Source organism: Bacillus sonorensis NBRC 101234 = KCTC 13918 (genome assembly GCF_001592005.1).
Taxonomy (GTDB): domain Bacteria; phylum Bacillota; class Bacilli; order Bacillales; family Bacillaceae; genus Bacillus; species Bacillus sonorensis.
This window is the reverse complement of sequence record NZ_BCVZ01000017.1, coordinates 47,702-61,457: the sequence shown is the minus strand read 5'-3', so window position 1 is coordinate 61,457 and position 13,756 is coordinate 47,702. Positions and strand designations below refer to the sequence as shown.

At 47.5% G+C, this 13,756-nt stretch carries 11 protein-coding genes, 1 other RNA gene, 1 pseudogene and 1 other annotated feature; of the genes and pseudogenes, 2 read left to right on the top strand and 11 right to left on the bottom strand.

The window, feature by feature from the left end; all coding sequences use genetic code 11:
• Positions 1 to 71: 71 nt before the first annotated feature.
• Together BTR1S_RS16595 and cymR are read right to left on the bottom strand one after the other, a co-directional pair.
• Positions 72 to 1,226, bottom strand: a complete 1,155-nt coding sequence (locus BTR1S_RS16595) for a cysteine desulfurase family protein (protein WP_006637798.1) — start codon at positions 1,224 to 1,226, stop codon at positions 72 to 74.
• A 19-nt stretch (positions 1,227 to 1,245) separates the two neighbouring features.
• Complete coding sequence (gene cymR, locus BTR1S_RS16590) at positions 1,246 to 1,662, bottom strand: cysteine metabolism transcriptional regulator CymR (protein ID WP_006637799.1); 417 nt, start codon at positions 1,660 to 1,662, stop codon at positions 1,246 to 1,248.
• A 360-nt stretch (positions 1,663 to 2,022) separates the two neighbouring features.
• On the opposite strand from cymR, the gene BTR1S_RS16585 reads away from it, so the two are divergent.
• A complete protein-coding gene (locus BTR1S_RS16585; protein WP_006637800.1) occupies positions 2,023 to 3,288 on the top strand; it encodes a replication-associated recombination protein A in 1,266 nt (421 codons plus the stop codon).
• Positions 3,289 to 3,305: 17 nt separating this feature from the next.
• Here the strand turns inward: BTR1S_RS16585 and BTR1S_RS23775 are convergent.
• The 6 genes and pseudogenes from BTR1S_RS23775 to BTR1S_RS22880 form a co-directional block, all read right to left on the bottom strand.
• Positions 3,306 to 3,828 (bottom strand): annotated as a pseudogene (locus tag BTR1S_RS23775) (SF0329 family protein).
• 36 nt (positions 3,829 to 3,864) lie between these two features.
• On the bottom strand, positions 3,865 to 4,629 hold the full coding sequence (locus tag BTR1S_RS16575; protein ID WP_006637801.1) for a tRNA threonylcarbamoyladenosine dehydratase: 765 nt from the start codon (positions 4,627 to 4,629) through the stop codon (positions 3,865 to 3,867).
• Between the two features lie 171 nt (positions 4,630 to 4,800).
• Positions 4,801 to 4,996, bottom strand: a non-coding RNA gene (ssrS, locus tag BTR1S_RS16570) — 6S RNA.
• 68 nt (positions 4,997 to 5,064) lie between these two features.
• Positions 5,065 to 6,843, bottom strand: a complete 1,779-nt coding sequence (gene aspS / locus BTR1S_RS16565; RefSeq protein WP_006637802.1) for an aspartate--tRNA ligase — start codon at positions 6,841 to 6,843, stop codon at positions 5,065 to 5,067.
• A gap of 14 nt (positions 6,844 to 6,857) precedes the next feature.
• On the bottom strand, positions 6,858 to 8,132 hold the full coding sequence (gene hisS / locus BTR1S_RS16560; RefSeq protein ID WP_029419264.1) for a histidine--tRNA ligase: 1,275 nt from the start codon (positions 8,130 to 8,132) through the stop codon (positions 6,858 to 6,860).
• Positions 8,133 to 8,210: 78 nt separating this feature from the next.
• Positions 8,211 to 8,445: a binding site (T-box leader), on the bottom strand.
• 55 nt (positions 8,446 to 8,500) lie between these two features.
• On the bottom strand, positions 8,501 to 8,665 hold the full coding sequence (locus tag BTR1S_RS22880) for a YrzK family protein (protein ID WP_162148099.1): 165 nt from the start codon (positions 8,663 to 8,665) through the stop codon (positions 8,501 to 8,503).
• 144 nt (positions 8,666 to 8,809) lie between these two features.
• Between BTR1S_RS22880 and BTR1S_RS16555 the strand changes: the two genes are divergently transcribed.
• Complete coding sequence (locus tag BTR1S_RS16555) at positions 8,810 to 10,387, top strand: N-acetylmuramoyl-L-alanine amidase family protein (protein WP_029419263.1); 1,578 nt, start codon at positions 8,810 to 8,812, stop codon at positions 10,385 to 10,387.
• A gap of 28 nt (positions 10,388 to 10,415) precedes the next feature.
• Here BTR1S_RS16555 and dtd read toward each other — a convergent pair whose 3' ends face one another.
• The 3 genes from dtd to BTR1S_RS16540 form a co-directional block, all read right to left on the bottom strand.
• Positions 10,416 to 10,859, bottom strand: coding sequence for a D-aminoacyl-tRNA deacylase (gene dtd / locus BTR1S_RS16550; protein ID WP_029419262.1), 444 nt, complete (start codon positions 10,857 to 10,859; stop codon positions 10,416 to 10,418).
• Between the two features lie 12 nt (positions 10,860 to 10,871).
• Positions 10,872 to 13,073, bottom strand: a complete 2,202-nt coding sequence (locus BTR1S_RS16545) for a RelA/SpoT family protein (protein ID WP_006637807.1) — start codon at positions 13,071 to 13,073, stop codon at positions 10,872 to 10,874.
• 167 nt (positions 13,074 to 13,240) lie between these two features.
• Positions 13,241 to 13,753, bottom strand: a complete 513-nt coding sequence (locus tag BTR1S_RS16540) for an adenine phosphoribosyltransferase (protein ID WP_006637808.1) — start codon at positions 13,751 to 13,753, stop codon at positions 13,241 to 13,243.
• Positions 13,754 to 13,756: the final 3 nt, after the last annotated feature.

The window sequence follows — 13,756 nt, the reverse complement described above, 5'->3', positions numbered from 1 at the left end:
AATTCATTACGTATCCTTCACAGATCATAACATCATTTCCAGGCGGGATGCGAATCTTTAGCTCGCGCTCATTACACGGAAGCCGCCGAACCAAGGCGCTTCACGATGCTGGCAAGTTCCTTCGCCGCGCGTTTCACCTGCTCCTCTGTATTGCCCAAGCCGAAGCTGATGCGAATGGATGAGGTCAGCTGATCTGCGTGTTCGCCGAACATGGCGGAGAGAACATGTGAAGGAAGAACCGATCCGGCGGTGCAGGCTGATCCGCTCGACACTGCAATGCCGGCCATATCCAAGTTTACAAGCAGCGACTCGACGGAAATGCCGGGGAAGTACAAATTCAAAATATGCGGGAGTCCTTCATTAAGACTACCGTTTACTTCAAAGCGGACGGCTTCGTTTTCAAGCGTTTCGATGATCATTGCTTTGAACCGGCGGTAAAGGGCCGTTTTTTCATCTCTCTCCTGCTTTAAAAGAGAAACGGCTTCACTCAGCCCCGCGATTCCCGGTACATTTTCCGTTCCGGCCCGGCGTTTCCGCTCCTGTTCGCCTCCGACAAGAATCTGTTTGAGCTTCACCTTTTCATTGACATATAAAAAGCCTGTCCCCTTCGGTCCATTCAATTTATGCCCGGAAACAGACATCATATCGATATGGATTTCCTTTACATCAATCGGCAAAAAGCCAAACGCCTGAACGGCATCTGTATGGAACAAAGCCTGATGGTCTTTTAAAAGCGCTCCGATTTCCGCAATCGGCTGAAGCGTTCCCACTTCATTATTTCCGTACATCACCGTTACAAGGATGGTATCATCGCGCAGCGCAGCTTCGACCTGCCCGGCGGAAATCCGGCCGCTTTGATCAACGTCAAGGTATGTCACGTCAAAACCCATGTCCTCCAGCCGGCTGCACGGATTCAGCACGGCGTGATGCTCGATCTTCGTTGTGATAATGTGGCGGCCTTTGTCCTTATTCGCCAGCGCGCTTCCCACAATCGCCATATTGTCGGCTTCCGTTCCGCCGCTCGTAAAAACGATTTCATTCGGATGCGCTCCGATTTCTTCAGCAATCAGCGCCCTCGCGTCATCAACCCATTTCCGGCTCTCTCTGCCGAAGGAATGAATGCTTGAAGGATTGCCGAAGTTTTCTGTTAAGTAAGGCAGCATTTTTTCGACTACGCGCGGGTCAGTCGGAGAAGTCGCTGCATGGTCTAAATAAATCCGTTCCATCCTACATTACACCTCAATTTTAAATGTAAAACATATAAGCTTCTTGATCGCCGTCCGTATAGCTTGCCAAATCTTCAAGCGTCGTGGAATCAAGCACTTCCTTGACGGCGTCGCGGATCTTAATCCACAGCTCGCGCTTTGCAGGCTCTTCATTTTCAAGCACTTCCACGGGGCTGATGGGCCCTTCCAGTACGCGGATAATATCGCCGGCCGTGATGGAAGCGGGCTCATCGCCGAGAATATAGCCGCCGTAAGCGCCGCGGATGCTTTTTACAAGCCCTGCATTCCGCAAAGGCGAAACAAGCTGTTCCAAATAATGTTCTGATAAATCGTTTGTCTGGGCAATGCTTTTTAAAGATGTCGGGCCTTCCCCATGCTTTTTCGCAAGCTCGATCATAATCGTCAGCCCGTATCTGCCTTTAGTTGATATTTTCAAAATAAACACCTCTAACCTATAAAAAATCATGCCTTCAGGACGAAGGTACCCGCCGTTTCTCACAGGACGTGAGAGCCTTAGCCGGGCTCCATTCCGAGACGCGGCCGGCGGGGATTTCCGCTGGCGTCTAGCCTGAGAGAAGTCGTGCATTCGTCCGTTTTTTCATTCAGGATCGTGATCCAGCTGTAGTATGCCGACAAGCCTTTTTGCTTGTCCGTCTGATAGATTACAGGTTATTATAGCACACTTTATATAAACTTTCATTTTCCGCCCATATATTCAGCTTGCCATATTCATTTCTTTTCTAATCGTCTTTTTTCCGTTACTCTATAAAAAGAATACATTCAGGAGAGATTGATCATGAAACCATTGGCATTTCGAATGCGTCCGACAAAAATAGAAGAGGTACTCGGCCAGGACCATCTCGTGGGAGAAGGTAAAATCATACACAGGATGGTGGAAGCAAAACACCTTTCATCCATGATCCTATACGGGCCTCCCGGCATCGGGAAGACATCGATCGCAACAGCCATTGCCGGAAGTACAAGCATCGCCTTCCGGAAGCTGAACGCGGTGATCAACAATAAAAAGGACATGGAAGCCGTTGCCGCAGAGGCGAAAATGTCCGGCCAGGTGATTTTAATATTGGATGAGGTGCACCGGCTTGATAAAGGCAAACAGGATTTCCTCCTTCCGTATTTGGAAAACGGAATGATCATCATGATCGGTGCGACGACGGCAAACCCGTACCACGCGATTAACCCGGCGATCAGGAGCAGAACGCAAATTTTCGAGTTGCACCCTTTGAGCCCGGAGCAAATCAAAACGGCCATTCAACGGGCGCTTCACGACGAACACAGAGGTTTAGGTTCTTATCATATTGAAATTGATGAGGCGGCGCTTGACCATTTCGCGGCAGGCTGCGGCGGAGATGTCCGGTCGGCATTGAATGCTTTGGAGCTTGCCGTGCTGTCGACTAAAGAAAATGAAGATGGAATCATCCATATTACGGTTGAGACCGCGGAAGAATGTCTGCAGAAAAAAAGCTTTGCCCATGACAAGGACGGCGACGCCCATTATGACGTGATTTCCGCCTTTCAAAAATCGATCAGGGGATCTGATGTAAACGCAGCTCTCCATTATTTGGCGCGGCTGATTGAAGGCGGTGATTTGGAAAGCCTTGCACGGCGGCTTCTCGTCATCGCCTATGAAGATATTGGACTGGCGAGCCCGCAGGCCGGAGGAAGAACGCTTCAAGCGATTCAAGCGGCAGAGCGAATCGGATTTCCCGAAGCGCGCATTCCTTTGGCAAACGCGGTGATCGAGCTTTGTCTGTCGCCAAAATCGAATTCGGCCATCCTTGCCGTTGACCAGGCTTTGGCAGACGTCCGTTCGGGGAAAATCGGCGATGTGCCGAAACATTTAAAAGACGCCCACTACAAAGGGGCGGCAGAGCTTGGCAGAGGCGCAGAGTATAAATATCCGCATGATTATGAGAACGGCTGGGTCGAGCAGCAATACCTGCCCGATCCTTTAAAAAACAAAGTATATTACCAGCCGAAGCAGACGGGGAAATTCGAATTGGCGCTAAAGCAAATATATGACAAGCTGATGAAGAAAAAATAACAAACGGCCTGTCCCTTTTAACCGGGGAGACAGGCCGTTTGTTTTTCAGCTTTCATTCTGAGTTTATAAAAATACGCCACCATTTCGTGTTCATGCTTGATGGACGGCTCCATTTTCAACAGGCGGCGCTGTCCCGTTCTTCTGTCGATCATTCCGAGCATTCTGACGAGGACTTGTTCAGATGACAGCGTTTGATCAATGCTGTTTGCAAAATATTCGTTAAGCGTATTTTAAAAAATATCCGTCCCCGTTTGCCTCTTGCAATGCTTCATCGTGAATCCGCCTGTTTACCAGCACATCTTCCACACCCCTCACTCTTTCGAATCGGGACTCTATTTCGGCCGTTTTATTTATCGCTGCAAGCGTGCACATGCTGAATATATCTTTCCCGTCTACAGTAATAAAAGCCCTTCCCATTTGATCATGAGCATTCCGATATGCCGTGACGTGAAAGTGCACCCGATTTTTTAGGGTCGCGCAGATCAGCTGATCCAACTGCTGTTTAGCTTTGCTCCATCTTCTTGCCAAACGGCCCTCCATGACACAAAAAAAGGCAGCTGCTGCTGTCCTTTTTGCTTATTTATCTTTCACCCGTTTAATTGGAATATCTTTCAAAAGCTCCATGATGACATGGCCGCCCATGATTAAACCGGCGACAGACGGAACAAATGCATTTGATGACGGCGGCATCTGCGCTTTGCGGATTTTCGCCTCATCATTCCCGACGACTTTGCGCACATCTTCACGGATGACGATTGGGCTTTCGTCAGAAAAAACGACTTTAATGCCCTTTGTAATGCCTTCTTTTCGCAGCCTTGTCCGAATCACTTTTGCAATCGGATCTGTATGCGTTTTGGAAATATCGGCGACTTGAAATCTCGTCGGGTCCGTCTTATTAGCGGCACCCATGCTTGATATGATCTTGATGTTCCGCTTAAGGCACTCCTTCATCAAATGAATCTTATAATGAATCGTGTCTGAGGCGTCAATCACATAATCCGGTTCATAAGCAAAAAACTGCTCATACGTTTCTTCCGTATAAAACATCTTCAAGGCGATGCATTCACATTCCGGATTAATATCCGCAATCCGCGCTTTCATTAGATCGACCTTCGGCTGGCCGACCGTTGAAAGCAAAGCCGGAAGCTGGCGGTTTACATTCGTTATGTCAACATCGTCTTTATCGACCATCACGATTCTGCCGACTCCTGAACGGGCGAGCGCTTCCGCTGCGAACGAACCGACCCCGCCGATTCCCAGAACGGCAACCGTGCTGTTTTTTAAAATATTCAATCCTTCTTTACCAATCGCTAATTCATTACGTGAAAACTGATGTAACAAGAATCTCACTCCATCTTTATATACAGTCACCGATAGTATCTTATCATAATCGGGGGATTAAACAAGCTGTTTCTGTTTGATTTTCATTCATATTTTTTGTTTGGCCTCATAGAGTATCCTAAGTATGGCCTAAAACCGTCCGATACTTCCACTCCGTTTCAAAGACGCAAAAAAAGTCCCGATTGTGCCGTTGTCGTATTCCTTCGTTTTGATCCCGCTCTCGGCAGGTGGGTGTTCTGTTCCAAACTTTGCAAGTCCTCCACGCTTCGGAATGAAAAGAGGCATTTACTCCGTTTGAAAACAACGAACTCCCAAGTAAAAAAATGTTCGGTCAAAACTAGGTGTACAACAAACACATCAGGACTTTATTTGTTAAAAATAATATCATACGTCCCTTTGATTTTCAATGGGATGTACAGCCGTATATTTTACAATTTACTGTCGAACTTTGCGTTTAACTGCAAGGTGCAGCTCTTCAAGCTGGGCGCTGTCCACTTCACTTGGAGCTTCCATCAACAGACAGCTTGCACTCGCCGTTTTCGGGAAGGCGATCGTATCTCTTAGGTTGGTGCGGCCGCTGAGAAGCATGACAAGCCGGTCGAGTCCGAGGGCGATTCCTCCGTGCGGCGGAGCCCCGTATTCAAACGCCTCAAGCAAGAAGCCGAACTGCTCTTGCGCCTCTTCCTCGTTTAAACCGAGAAGCGCAAACATTTTTTCCTGAACGTCTTTTTCAAAAATACGGATCGATCCGCCGCCAAGCTCATAGCCGTTTAAGACAAGGTCATAGGCCTGCGCTTTCATTTTTTCAGGTTTCGTTTCAATCAGATCAAGATCTTCTCTGACAGGCATTGTGAACGGATGGTGCGCAGCATAGAAACGCCCTTCTTCAGCATCGTACTCGAGCAGCGGCCAATCGATGACCCATAAAAAGTTGAACAGGCTTTCATCGATTAGATTCAATTCTTTGCCGAGCTTTAAGCGCAGCGCCCCAAGAGCATCGTTCGCAACCTCAAGCCGGTCAGCCACAAAAAGCAGCAAATCCCCGTCACGGGCGTCAAGCGCTTTGACAAGCGCTTCCTGCTTCCCATCTTGGAAAAACTTCGCGATCGGACCTTTAAGACCGTCCGCTTCAGTTTTCAGCCAAGCCAGCCCTTTCGCGCCATAGTTCGCGGCAAACTCGCCGAGCGCATCGATATCCTTGCGCGAATATTCTGCAGCCGCTCCTTTTACATTAATCGCTTTAACCGCGCCCCCGTTTGCCACGGCTGACGCAAACACTTTAAAATCGGAATCCTTCACAACTTCCGACACATCGGTCAACAGCATCCCAAAGCGTGTGTCCGGTTTGTCAGAGCCGTAAAGGTTCATCGCATCTTCGTAAGACATCCGCGGCAGCGGCAGTGAAATTTCAATTCCCTGTGTTTCACGGAGCACCCGGGCCATCATCTCTTCAGCCAGCTTCATGATGTCTTCCTGACTCATAAACGACATTTCAATATCGATCTGCGTAAATTCCGGCTGGCGGTCCGCCCGTAAATCTTCGTCCCTGAAGCAGCGGGCAATTTGATAGTAGCGGTCAATGCCGGACACCATCAAGAGCTGCTTGAATAGCTGGGGAGACTGCGGCAGAGCATAAAATTCCCCTTCATGAACGCGGCTCGGTACGAGATAATCGCGCGCTCCTTCAGGCGTTTTTTTGGTCAATACAGGTGTTTCGATATCGAGAAATCCATTGTCATCCAAAAAGCGGCGGACGGATTTCGTGACGTTATGCCGCATCTCCAGTGTGCTGAACATCGCCGGACGGCGCAGGTCGAGATAGCGGTACTTCAGACGCAGATCTTCAGACACTTCAGAAGCCTGGTCGCTGATCGCAAAAGGAGGCGTTTTGGCCGCGCTCAGCACGGTTACTGACTCCACATGAATTTCGATTTTCCCGGTTTTCAGATTCTGGTTGACTGTGCCTTCTTCACGAGCAACGACTTTGCCGGTGATATCGAGCACGTATTCGCTGCGGATCGTTTCAGCCGTTTCCAGCGCCTCTTTGGAAAGATCGGGATTAAAGACAACCTGGACGATGCCGGATCGGTCTCTTAAATCGATAAAAATCAAACCTCCGAGGTCGCGTCTTTTTTGAACCCATCCTTTTAATACGACGGTTTCTCCAATCGCCTTCTCTGTAATTTCGCCACAATAATACGTTCGTCCAAACAAAGCGTTCCTCTCCTTTACCTTTCAGTATGTGCTTTCATATAACGGATAAATTCATCAAGCTTGACTTCCTGCTGCTCTCCCGTTTCCGCGTCTTTGACATTGATTTTATTCTGGCTCAGTTCATCATCACCTAAAATCGCAATATACTTGGCATTGAGACGGTCGGCGGCTTTAAACTGGCCTTTCATTTTTTTACATTCATAATCGATTTCAGCGGAAAGTCCTTCTTCCCTCAGCTTGTAGAGCAGGGACACGGAAAAGTCCTTAGCCTTTTCGCCCAGCGTCACAATATAGCAGTCGATTCCTTGATCAATGGCAAGCTTCACATTTTCGGCGTCAAGCGCTGCGAGCAGACGTTCAATGCTCATCGCAAAGCCGATGCCAGGCGCTTTCGGTCCGCCGATTTCCTCGGTTAGGCCGTCATACCGCCCGCCGCCCGCCAGCGTCGTAATGGCGCCGAAGCCTTCCGCATCACTCATGATTTCGAAAGCCGTATGGTTGTAGTAGTCAAGCCCTCTGACAAGATTCGGATCAACTTCAAACGAAATTCCAATGTCTGTTAAGTACTGCTGCACTTTTGAAAAATATGCTTTAGACTCTTCATTTAAATACTCAAGAATGGAAGGAGCAGATTTCAGCAGCTCATGGTCTCTGTCCTTTTTGCAGTCCAAAATCCTGAGCGGGTTTTGCTGAAGCCGTTTTTGGCAGTCTCCGCAAAACTCATCAATCCTCGGTTCAAAGTGGCGGATCAGCGCCTCTCTGTGCGCAGCTCTGCTCGTTTTGTCGCCAAGACTGTTAATGACAAGCTTTATATTTTTCAACCCCGCTTTTCGATATACGCTCATCGCCAGCGCAATGACTTCCGCATCAATCGCCGGATCGCTTGAACCGATCGCTTCGATGCCGAATTGGTAGAATTGGCGGTAGCGCCCGGTCTGGGGCCGTTCATATCGGAACATTGGGCCGATATAATAAAGCTTTGTCGGCTGGGTTGGGTTTGCGAACAATTTGTTTTCAACAAAAGAGCGTACGGCAGAAGCCGTGCCTTCGGGACGGAGCGTCAGGCTTCTCCCTTTTTTATCAGCAAAGGTATACATTTCTTTTTGGACGATATCCGTCGATTCTCCTACACCCCGGGAGAATAATTCCGTATGTTCAAAAATCGGCGTTCTGATTTCTTGATAGTGATATGCATGACATGTCTCTCTCGCAATGTTTTCGACATATTGCCAGCGCTCTGATTCACCGGGGAGAATATCCTGGGTTCCCCTTGGAATATTAAATGCCATTTGTAAAGCCTCCTCATTTTCATACCATTTTCTCATCTGAAAAATAGAAAAAACCCCCGATCCTACTATAAAACCAATAGTAGGGACGAGAGTTATACCCGTGGTGCCACCCTAGTTGAAACTTTGACAAGTTCCCGCTTTCACACCTTTAACGCAGGTTACGTCCTCCGCCTAATCACTCGGAAACAGAGCTTTCAGCGGGAAACCTTCGGAGTGTTCATTCGGATAAGATACCGTGCAGACCGCTTTCAGCCCAGGGCGGTTCCTCTCTATTCACGTACTCTTACCTACTATTCTCCATCTTCAGTTCAAACTCATATGTACACTAATTTATATTATAATACGAGGGTTACGTTTTCATGTCAACCCTAATTGCGATTGTTTTTATTCTTCATTGACTCTTTTGATGAGAGGCCGAGTTCTGTCGCTGTTTCTTCGAGGTAGCCGATGTGCTCTGGGTCAGAATGGTCTTTAAGGTGCAAATTCGCTTCTTGTTCGTGAATCGCCTTACCCATACTTTTATTATACCTCATATTTCAACATCCTTTTGAATGATTTTTTATATAGTATGAACAAATCATTTTGATTTTATTAAAAAAACAACAAGGAATATACGATATAAAGGAAGAAGTATTGTTCTCAAGTTTTTTCAAGAGAGGAGGAGATGAAAAATCAGCATGAAGAAAAACGCAATCTTGATATTATCGATGATCCTCATCGCTCAAGCAGCCTTTTATACATCATCAAATACAGCTTCTGCAGCCATAGGGGAAGCCGTAGTCGCCACCGACACAATCAATGTCAGAAGCGGCCCCGGACTGAGCCACGGAATTGTCAGCGTCATCAAGCGGGATGAAACCTATCCGATTCTCGGGGAAAAAGGGGATTGGGTTCAAATCCAGCTGGGCGGCGGACAAAAAGGCTGGGTTGTGTCCTGGCTCATTAAGAAAAATGATCAAATCTCCGGCGGATCTCAATCTTCCGGATCTGCCAACGGACAAGTGACTTCAGCCGCAACAGACTTGAGAATCAGAAAAGGGCCGGGCACTTCATATGGAGTCAGCGGTACATTCCCTAAAGGCGAACAGGCTTCTATCCTAAAGACTGATGGTAACTGGATCAAGATTTCCTATCAAAACACAACCGGCTGGGTTCATTCCGATTACGTCACGGGCGGGGCTTCCGGTAAGACAGCGGCTAAATCATCTTCAAACAGCACGTCTGCCAAGACTGGAGCCGTCGGCGTATCGACCCTCAATGTCAGAAGTTCAGCTTCCCACCAAGCGAGAATCATCGCTTCGCTCAACCGAAATACAACCGTGACGATTTTAAACGAACAGCACGGATGGTATGAAATCGAGTTCAACGGACAAAAAGGCTGGGTCGCAAGCCACTATATTGTGTCGAATAATGAACAAAAAGCCGAATCCAAGGAAACCGGCAGCCGGTCAGGCTCAGGCCGGGAAGTGACCATTGTTTACGATGGCACGAATCTCAGAAGCGAGCCTTCGACTTCATCGCCGATCGTCAAACGCGCACAGAAAGGCGAATCTTATTCAATCAGCCGAACAAAAAGCGATTGGTATGAAATTGCGCTGTCCAATGGCCAATCGGCATACATCGCAAGCTGGGTCGTTCAAACGTCTGCATCATCCGGCACGGATGAATCAAGCAGTTCAGAACCGCCTTTATCAAAGCCGTCCGGTTCGAGCGGTTCGATCAAAAACAAAACGGTTGTCATTGATGCCGGACATGGCGGACATGACAGCGGAACAATCGGCACACAGGGAACGCTTGAAAAAAGGCTGACCATTAAAACAGCTAGACTGCTCGCGGCAAAATTGAAAGCAGACGGAGTCAACGTTTATATGACCCGGAATGACGATTCTTTCGTCAGCTTGCAGTCGCGTGTTGCGACCTCCCATTATCGTAATGCCGACGCTTTTATCAGCATTCACTATGATAGTTTTGCAAATGCCTCTGTCAGAGGGAATACGGCCTATTATTACAGTCCGTCCAAAGACAGGGAGCTTGCCGCAGATGTCCAGTCCGAAATCGAAAAGCAGTCGCCTCTGCCAAGCCGTGGCGTTTTATTTGGGGATTATTTTGTACTGAGGGAAAACAACCGGCCTGCCGCGCTGTTTGAACTCGGATACTTAAGCCATCCCCAGGAAGAAGCGGTCGTAAGCACGAATGCTTATCGCGAAAGAGTGACTGATGGAATCAGAAGCGGACTTGAGAACTATTTCAAATAAAAAAAGCTGCCTTTTCAGGCAGCTTTTTTTATGCTTTTGAATCCATGATAAAGGTGACCGGGCCGGAATTGGTCAATTTGACATCCATCATTTCCCCAAACCTGCCCGTTTCGACAGACACGCCTTTTGCGCGAAGAAGGCCGTTCCATTCTTCATACAATTGAAGCGCCATATTCGGTTTGGCCGCTTTTGTAAAATTCGGCCGGCGCCCCTTTTTTGTATCTCCATATAACGTGAATTGAGAGACCGACAAAACAGAGCCCCCCACATCCAATAGTGAAAGATTCATTTTTTCGCCTTCGTCTTCAAAAATACGGAGGTTGACGAGCTTTTCCGCCAAATATGCGGCATCTTCGCTCGTATCCTCATGGGTCACGCCGACAAGGACCATCAAGCCGAGGCCGATTTCGCCGACAATTTCGCCGCCGACTGAGACGCTTGCATCTGTGACGCGCTGAACAACTAATTTCATGACGCTTTCCCCCTAATTCATCACCCTGCGTACTGAATAAATATCTCTGATTTGCTTAATCCGTTCGACTACTTTGTGCAAATGATTGATATTTTGGATGAAAATGGCCATATGGATGGTGGCCACTTTGTTGCGGTCCGATTTTCCGGAGACGGATGAAATATTCGTTTTCGTTTCATTGACTGCTTGAAGCACTTCATTGAGCAAGCCGCGGCGATCATAGCCCAATATTTCAATTTCGACATTATATTCTTTTCTCCGCTGCGTTTGCGGCTCATGCTCCCATTCCACCGGAATCAGCCGGTCCAGCGCTTCACTTGTCAAAACATTCGGGCAGTCCTCGCGGTGAACGGATACACCCCGGCCTTTTGTAATGAAACCAACAATCGGATCGCCAGGGACGGGGTTGCAGCATTTTGAAAGGCGGATGAGAAGGTTTTCAACGCCTTTCACCCGAACGCCGGCTTCCCGTCTTTTACCTTGGTACGGCTTCGTTTCAGCCGTGACTTCCTGAATGGTTTTCACCTGTTCTTCCTGATCCCGCATTTTCCGTTCTTTTTCCGTCAGCCGGTTGGCGACCTGAGCCGCTGTAATGCCGTTATAGCCGACGGCCGCATACATGTCTTCTTCATTAGAGAAGTTAAACTTATCGGCCACTTTTTGCAGATTCTCGGGAGTCAGCACGTCTTTCACATCAAAATCGAGATTTTTAATCTCTTTTTCGACAAGCTCCCGGCCTTTTTCAACGTTCTCTTCCCTGCGCTGCTTTTTGAAGAACTGGCGGATCTTATGCTTCGCCTGGGACGTCTGTGCCAGGTTGATCCAGTCCTGGCTCGGACCGTATGAATGCTTGGACGTCAAAATTTCAACAATATCTCCTGTGCGCAGCTTATAGTCAAGGGTGACCATCTTGCCGTTCACCTTGGCGCCGATTGTTTTATTGCCGATTTCCGAATGAATCCTGTATGAAAAATCGATCGGTACTGAACCTGACGGAAGCTCGATCACGTCCCCTTTTGGCGTGAAGACGAACACCATATCAGAAAACAAATCGATTTTAAGGGATTCCATAAACTCTTCGGCATCGCTTGATTCATTTTGAAATTCCAAAATCTCGCGGAACCAGGACAGTTTTTTCTCAAAGCTTGCGTCCTCATTGACGCTCTTGCCCTCTTTATACGCCCAGTGAGCCGCAATCCCGTATTCAGCGATCTCATGCATTTCAAACGTCCTGATCTGGACTTCAAGCGGATCACCTTTCGGACCGATGACAGTCGTATGAAGAGACTGATACATGTTCGGCTTCGGCATTGCGATATAATCCTTGAACCTGCCGGGCATCGGCTTCCAGCACGTATGAATAATCCCGAGCACAGCATAGCAGTCCTTAATGCTGTTGACTAAGATGCGCACGGCGAGCAAGTCATAGATTTCGTTGAACTGCTTATTTTGCATCGCCATTTTTCTGTATATGCTGTATATATGCTTTGGACGCCCTGAGAAATCAGCTTTAATATTGACCTCTTCAACGCGGTTTTTTACTTCATTTACGACTTCTTGAACGTATAATTCCCTTTCGGCCCGCTTTTTCTTCATTAAATTGACAATCCGGTAATACTGCTGCGGATTTAAATACCGTAAAGCGGTGTCCTCAAGCTCCCATTTTATTTTGGAAATCCCAAGGCGATGTGCCAGCGGAGCGAAAATTTCCAGCGTCTCATTCGAGATTCTCCGCTGTTTTTCCTGCGGCAAATGCTTCAGCGTCCTCATATTGTGAAGGCGGTCAGCCAGTTTGATCAATATGACGCGGATGTCCTGAGCCATAGCCACAAACATTTTCCGATGATTCTCCGCCTGCTGTTCTTCCTGTGATTTATATTTAATTTTCCCCAGCTTCGTGACGCCGTCGACAAGCATAGCGACTTCTTCGTTAAACGCTTCTTTTAAATCTTCAAGCGTTACGCTTGTATCTTCAACAACATCGTGGAGAAACCCTCCCGCTATCGTTGCAGGGTCCATTTCCAAATCGACCAGAATACCCGCCACCTGGATCGGATGGATAATGTACGGCTCACCCGATTTGCGGTATTGTTCGCGATGTGCGTCTTCCGCATACTGGTAAGCTTTTTTTATAAAAGCAACATGTTCATCGGAAAGGTAAGCTTTCGCCTTTTCAATGACTTGCTCAGCAGTTAATACTTGTTCGTTCGCCATGGAATCACCTTTTTTATAATTGAAAAACTGTATTGTAATTATTATCAAGAAAAATGTCACAGATGTAAAGAGAAGAAACTGAAAAGAACACAACGGCATACAACATTTTTTTTAATAGGAAAAAAAGCACCCGCGTTTATGAGTGCTTTTTATAGTATAAAATTTGTTTAGTATTGCATCAAGGTTAAAATATCATATCCGTCAAGTTTGCTTCTGCCTTCAAGATATGTCAGCTCAATCAAGAAAGCGATTCCGGCAACAACACCGCCGAGCTCTTCAACAAGCTTGATCGTCGCTTCAATTGTTCCCCCTGTTGCCAGAAGGTCGTCTGTGATCAAGACGCGCTGCCCCGGCAAAATGGCATCTTTATGGATCGTCAGTACATCTTTTCCATATTCCAAACCATAGTCGACTTTAATCACTTCACGGGGAAGTTTCCCTTCTTTGCGGACAGGCGCAAATCCTACGCCGAGAGCGTATGCGACAGGGCAGCCGATGATAAAGCCGCGTGCTTCCGGTCCGACGACGAGATCAATTTGCTTTTCTTTCGCATAAGTCACAATTTGATCAGTCGCGTAGCGATAGACTTCTCCTTTATCCATTAATGTTGTAATATCTTTAAATTGTACGCCTTCCTTCGGGTAATCCGGTACAATCGTTACATATTTCTTCAAATCCATCTG

Excerpts from the sequence above, each read along its gene's own strand:
- BTR1S_RS16595 (WP_006637798.1), bottom strand. The coding sequence starts at position 1,226 with ATGGAACGGATTTATTTAGACCATGCAGCGACTTCTCCGACTGACCCG.
- BTR1S_RS16585 (WP_006637800.1), top strand. The coding sequence starts at position 2,023 with ATGAAACCATTGGCATTTCGAATGCGTCCGACAAAAATAGAAGAGGTA.
- hisS (WP_029419264.1), bottom strand. The coding sequence starts at position 8,132 with ATGGCATTTAATATTCCAAGGGGAACCCAGGATATTCTCCCCGGTGAA.
- BTR1S_RS22880 (WP_162148099.1), bottom strand. The coding sequence starts at position 8,665 with ATGAGGTATAATAAAAGTATGGGTAAGGCGATTCACGAACAAGAAGCG.
- BTR1S_RS16555 (WP_029419263.1), top strand. The coding sequence starts at position 8,810 with ATGAAGAAAAACGCAATCTTGATATTATCGATGATCCTCATCGCTCAA.
- dtd (WP_029419262.1), bottom strand. The coding sequence starts at position 10,859 with ATGAAATTAGTTGTTCAGCGCGTCACAGATGCAAGCGTCTCAGTCGGC.
- BTR1S_RS16545 (WP_006637807.1), bottom strand. The coding sequence starts at position 13,073 with ATGGCGAACGAACAAGTATTAACTGCTGAGCAAGTCATTGAAAAGGCG.
- BTR1S_RS16540 (WP_006637808.1), bottom strand. The coding sequence starts at position 13,753 with ATGGATTTGAAGAAATATGTAACGATTGTACCGGATTACCCGAAGGAA.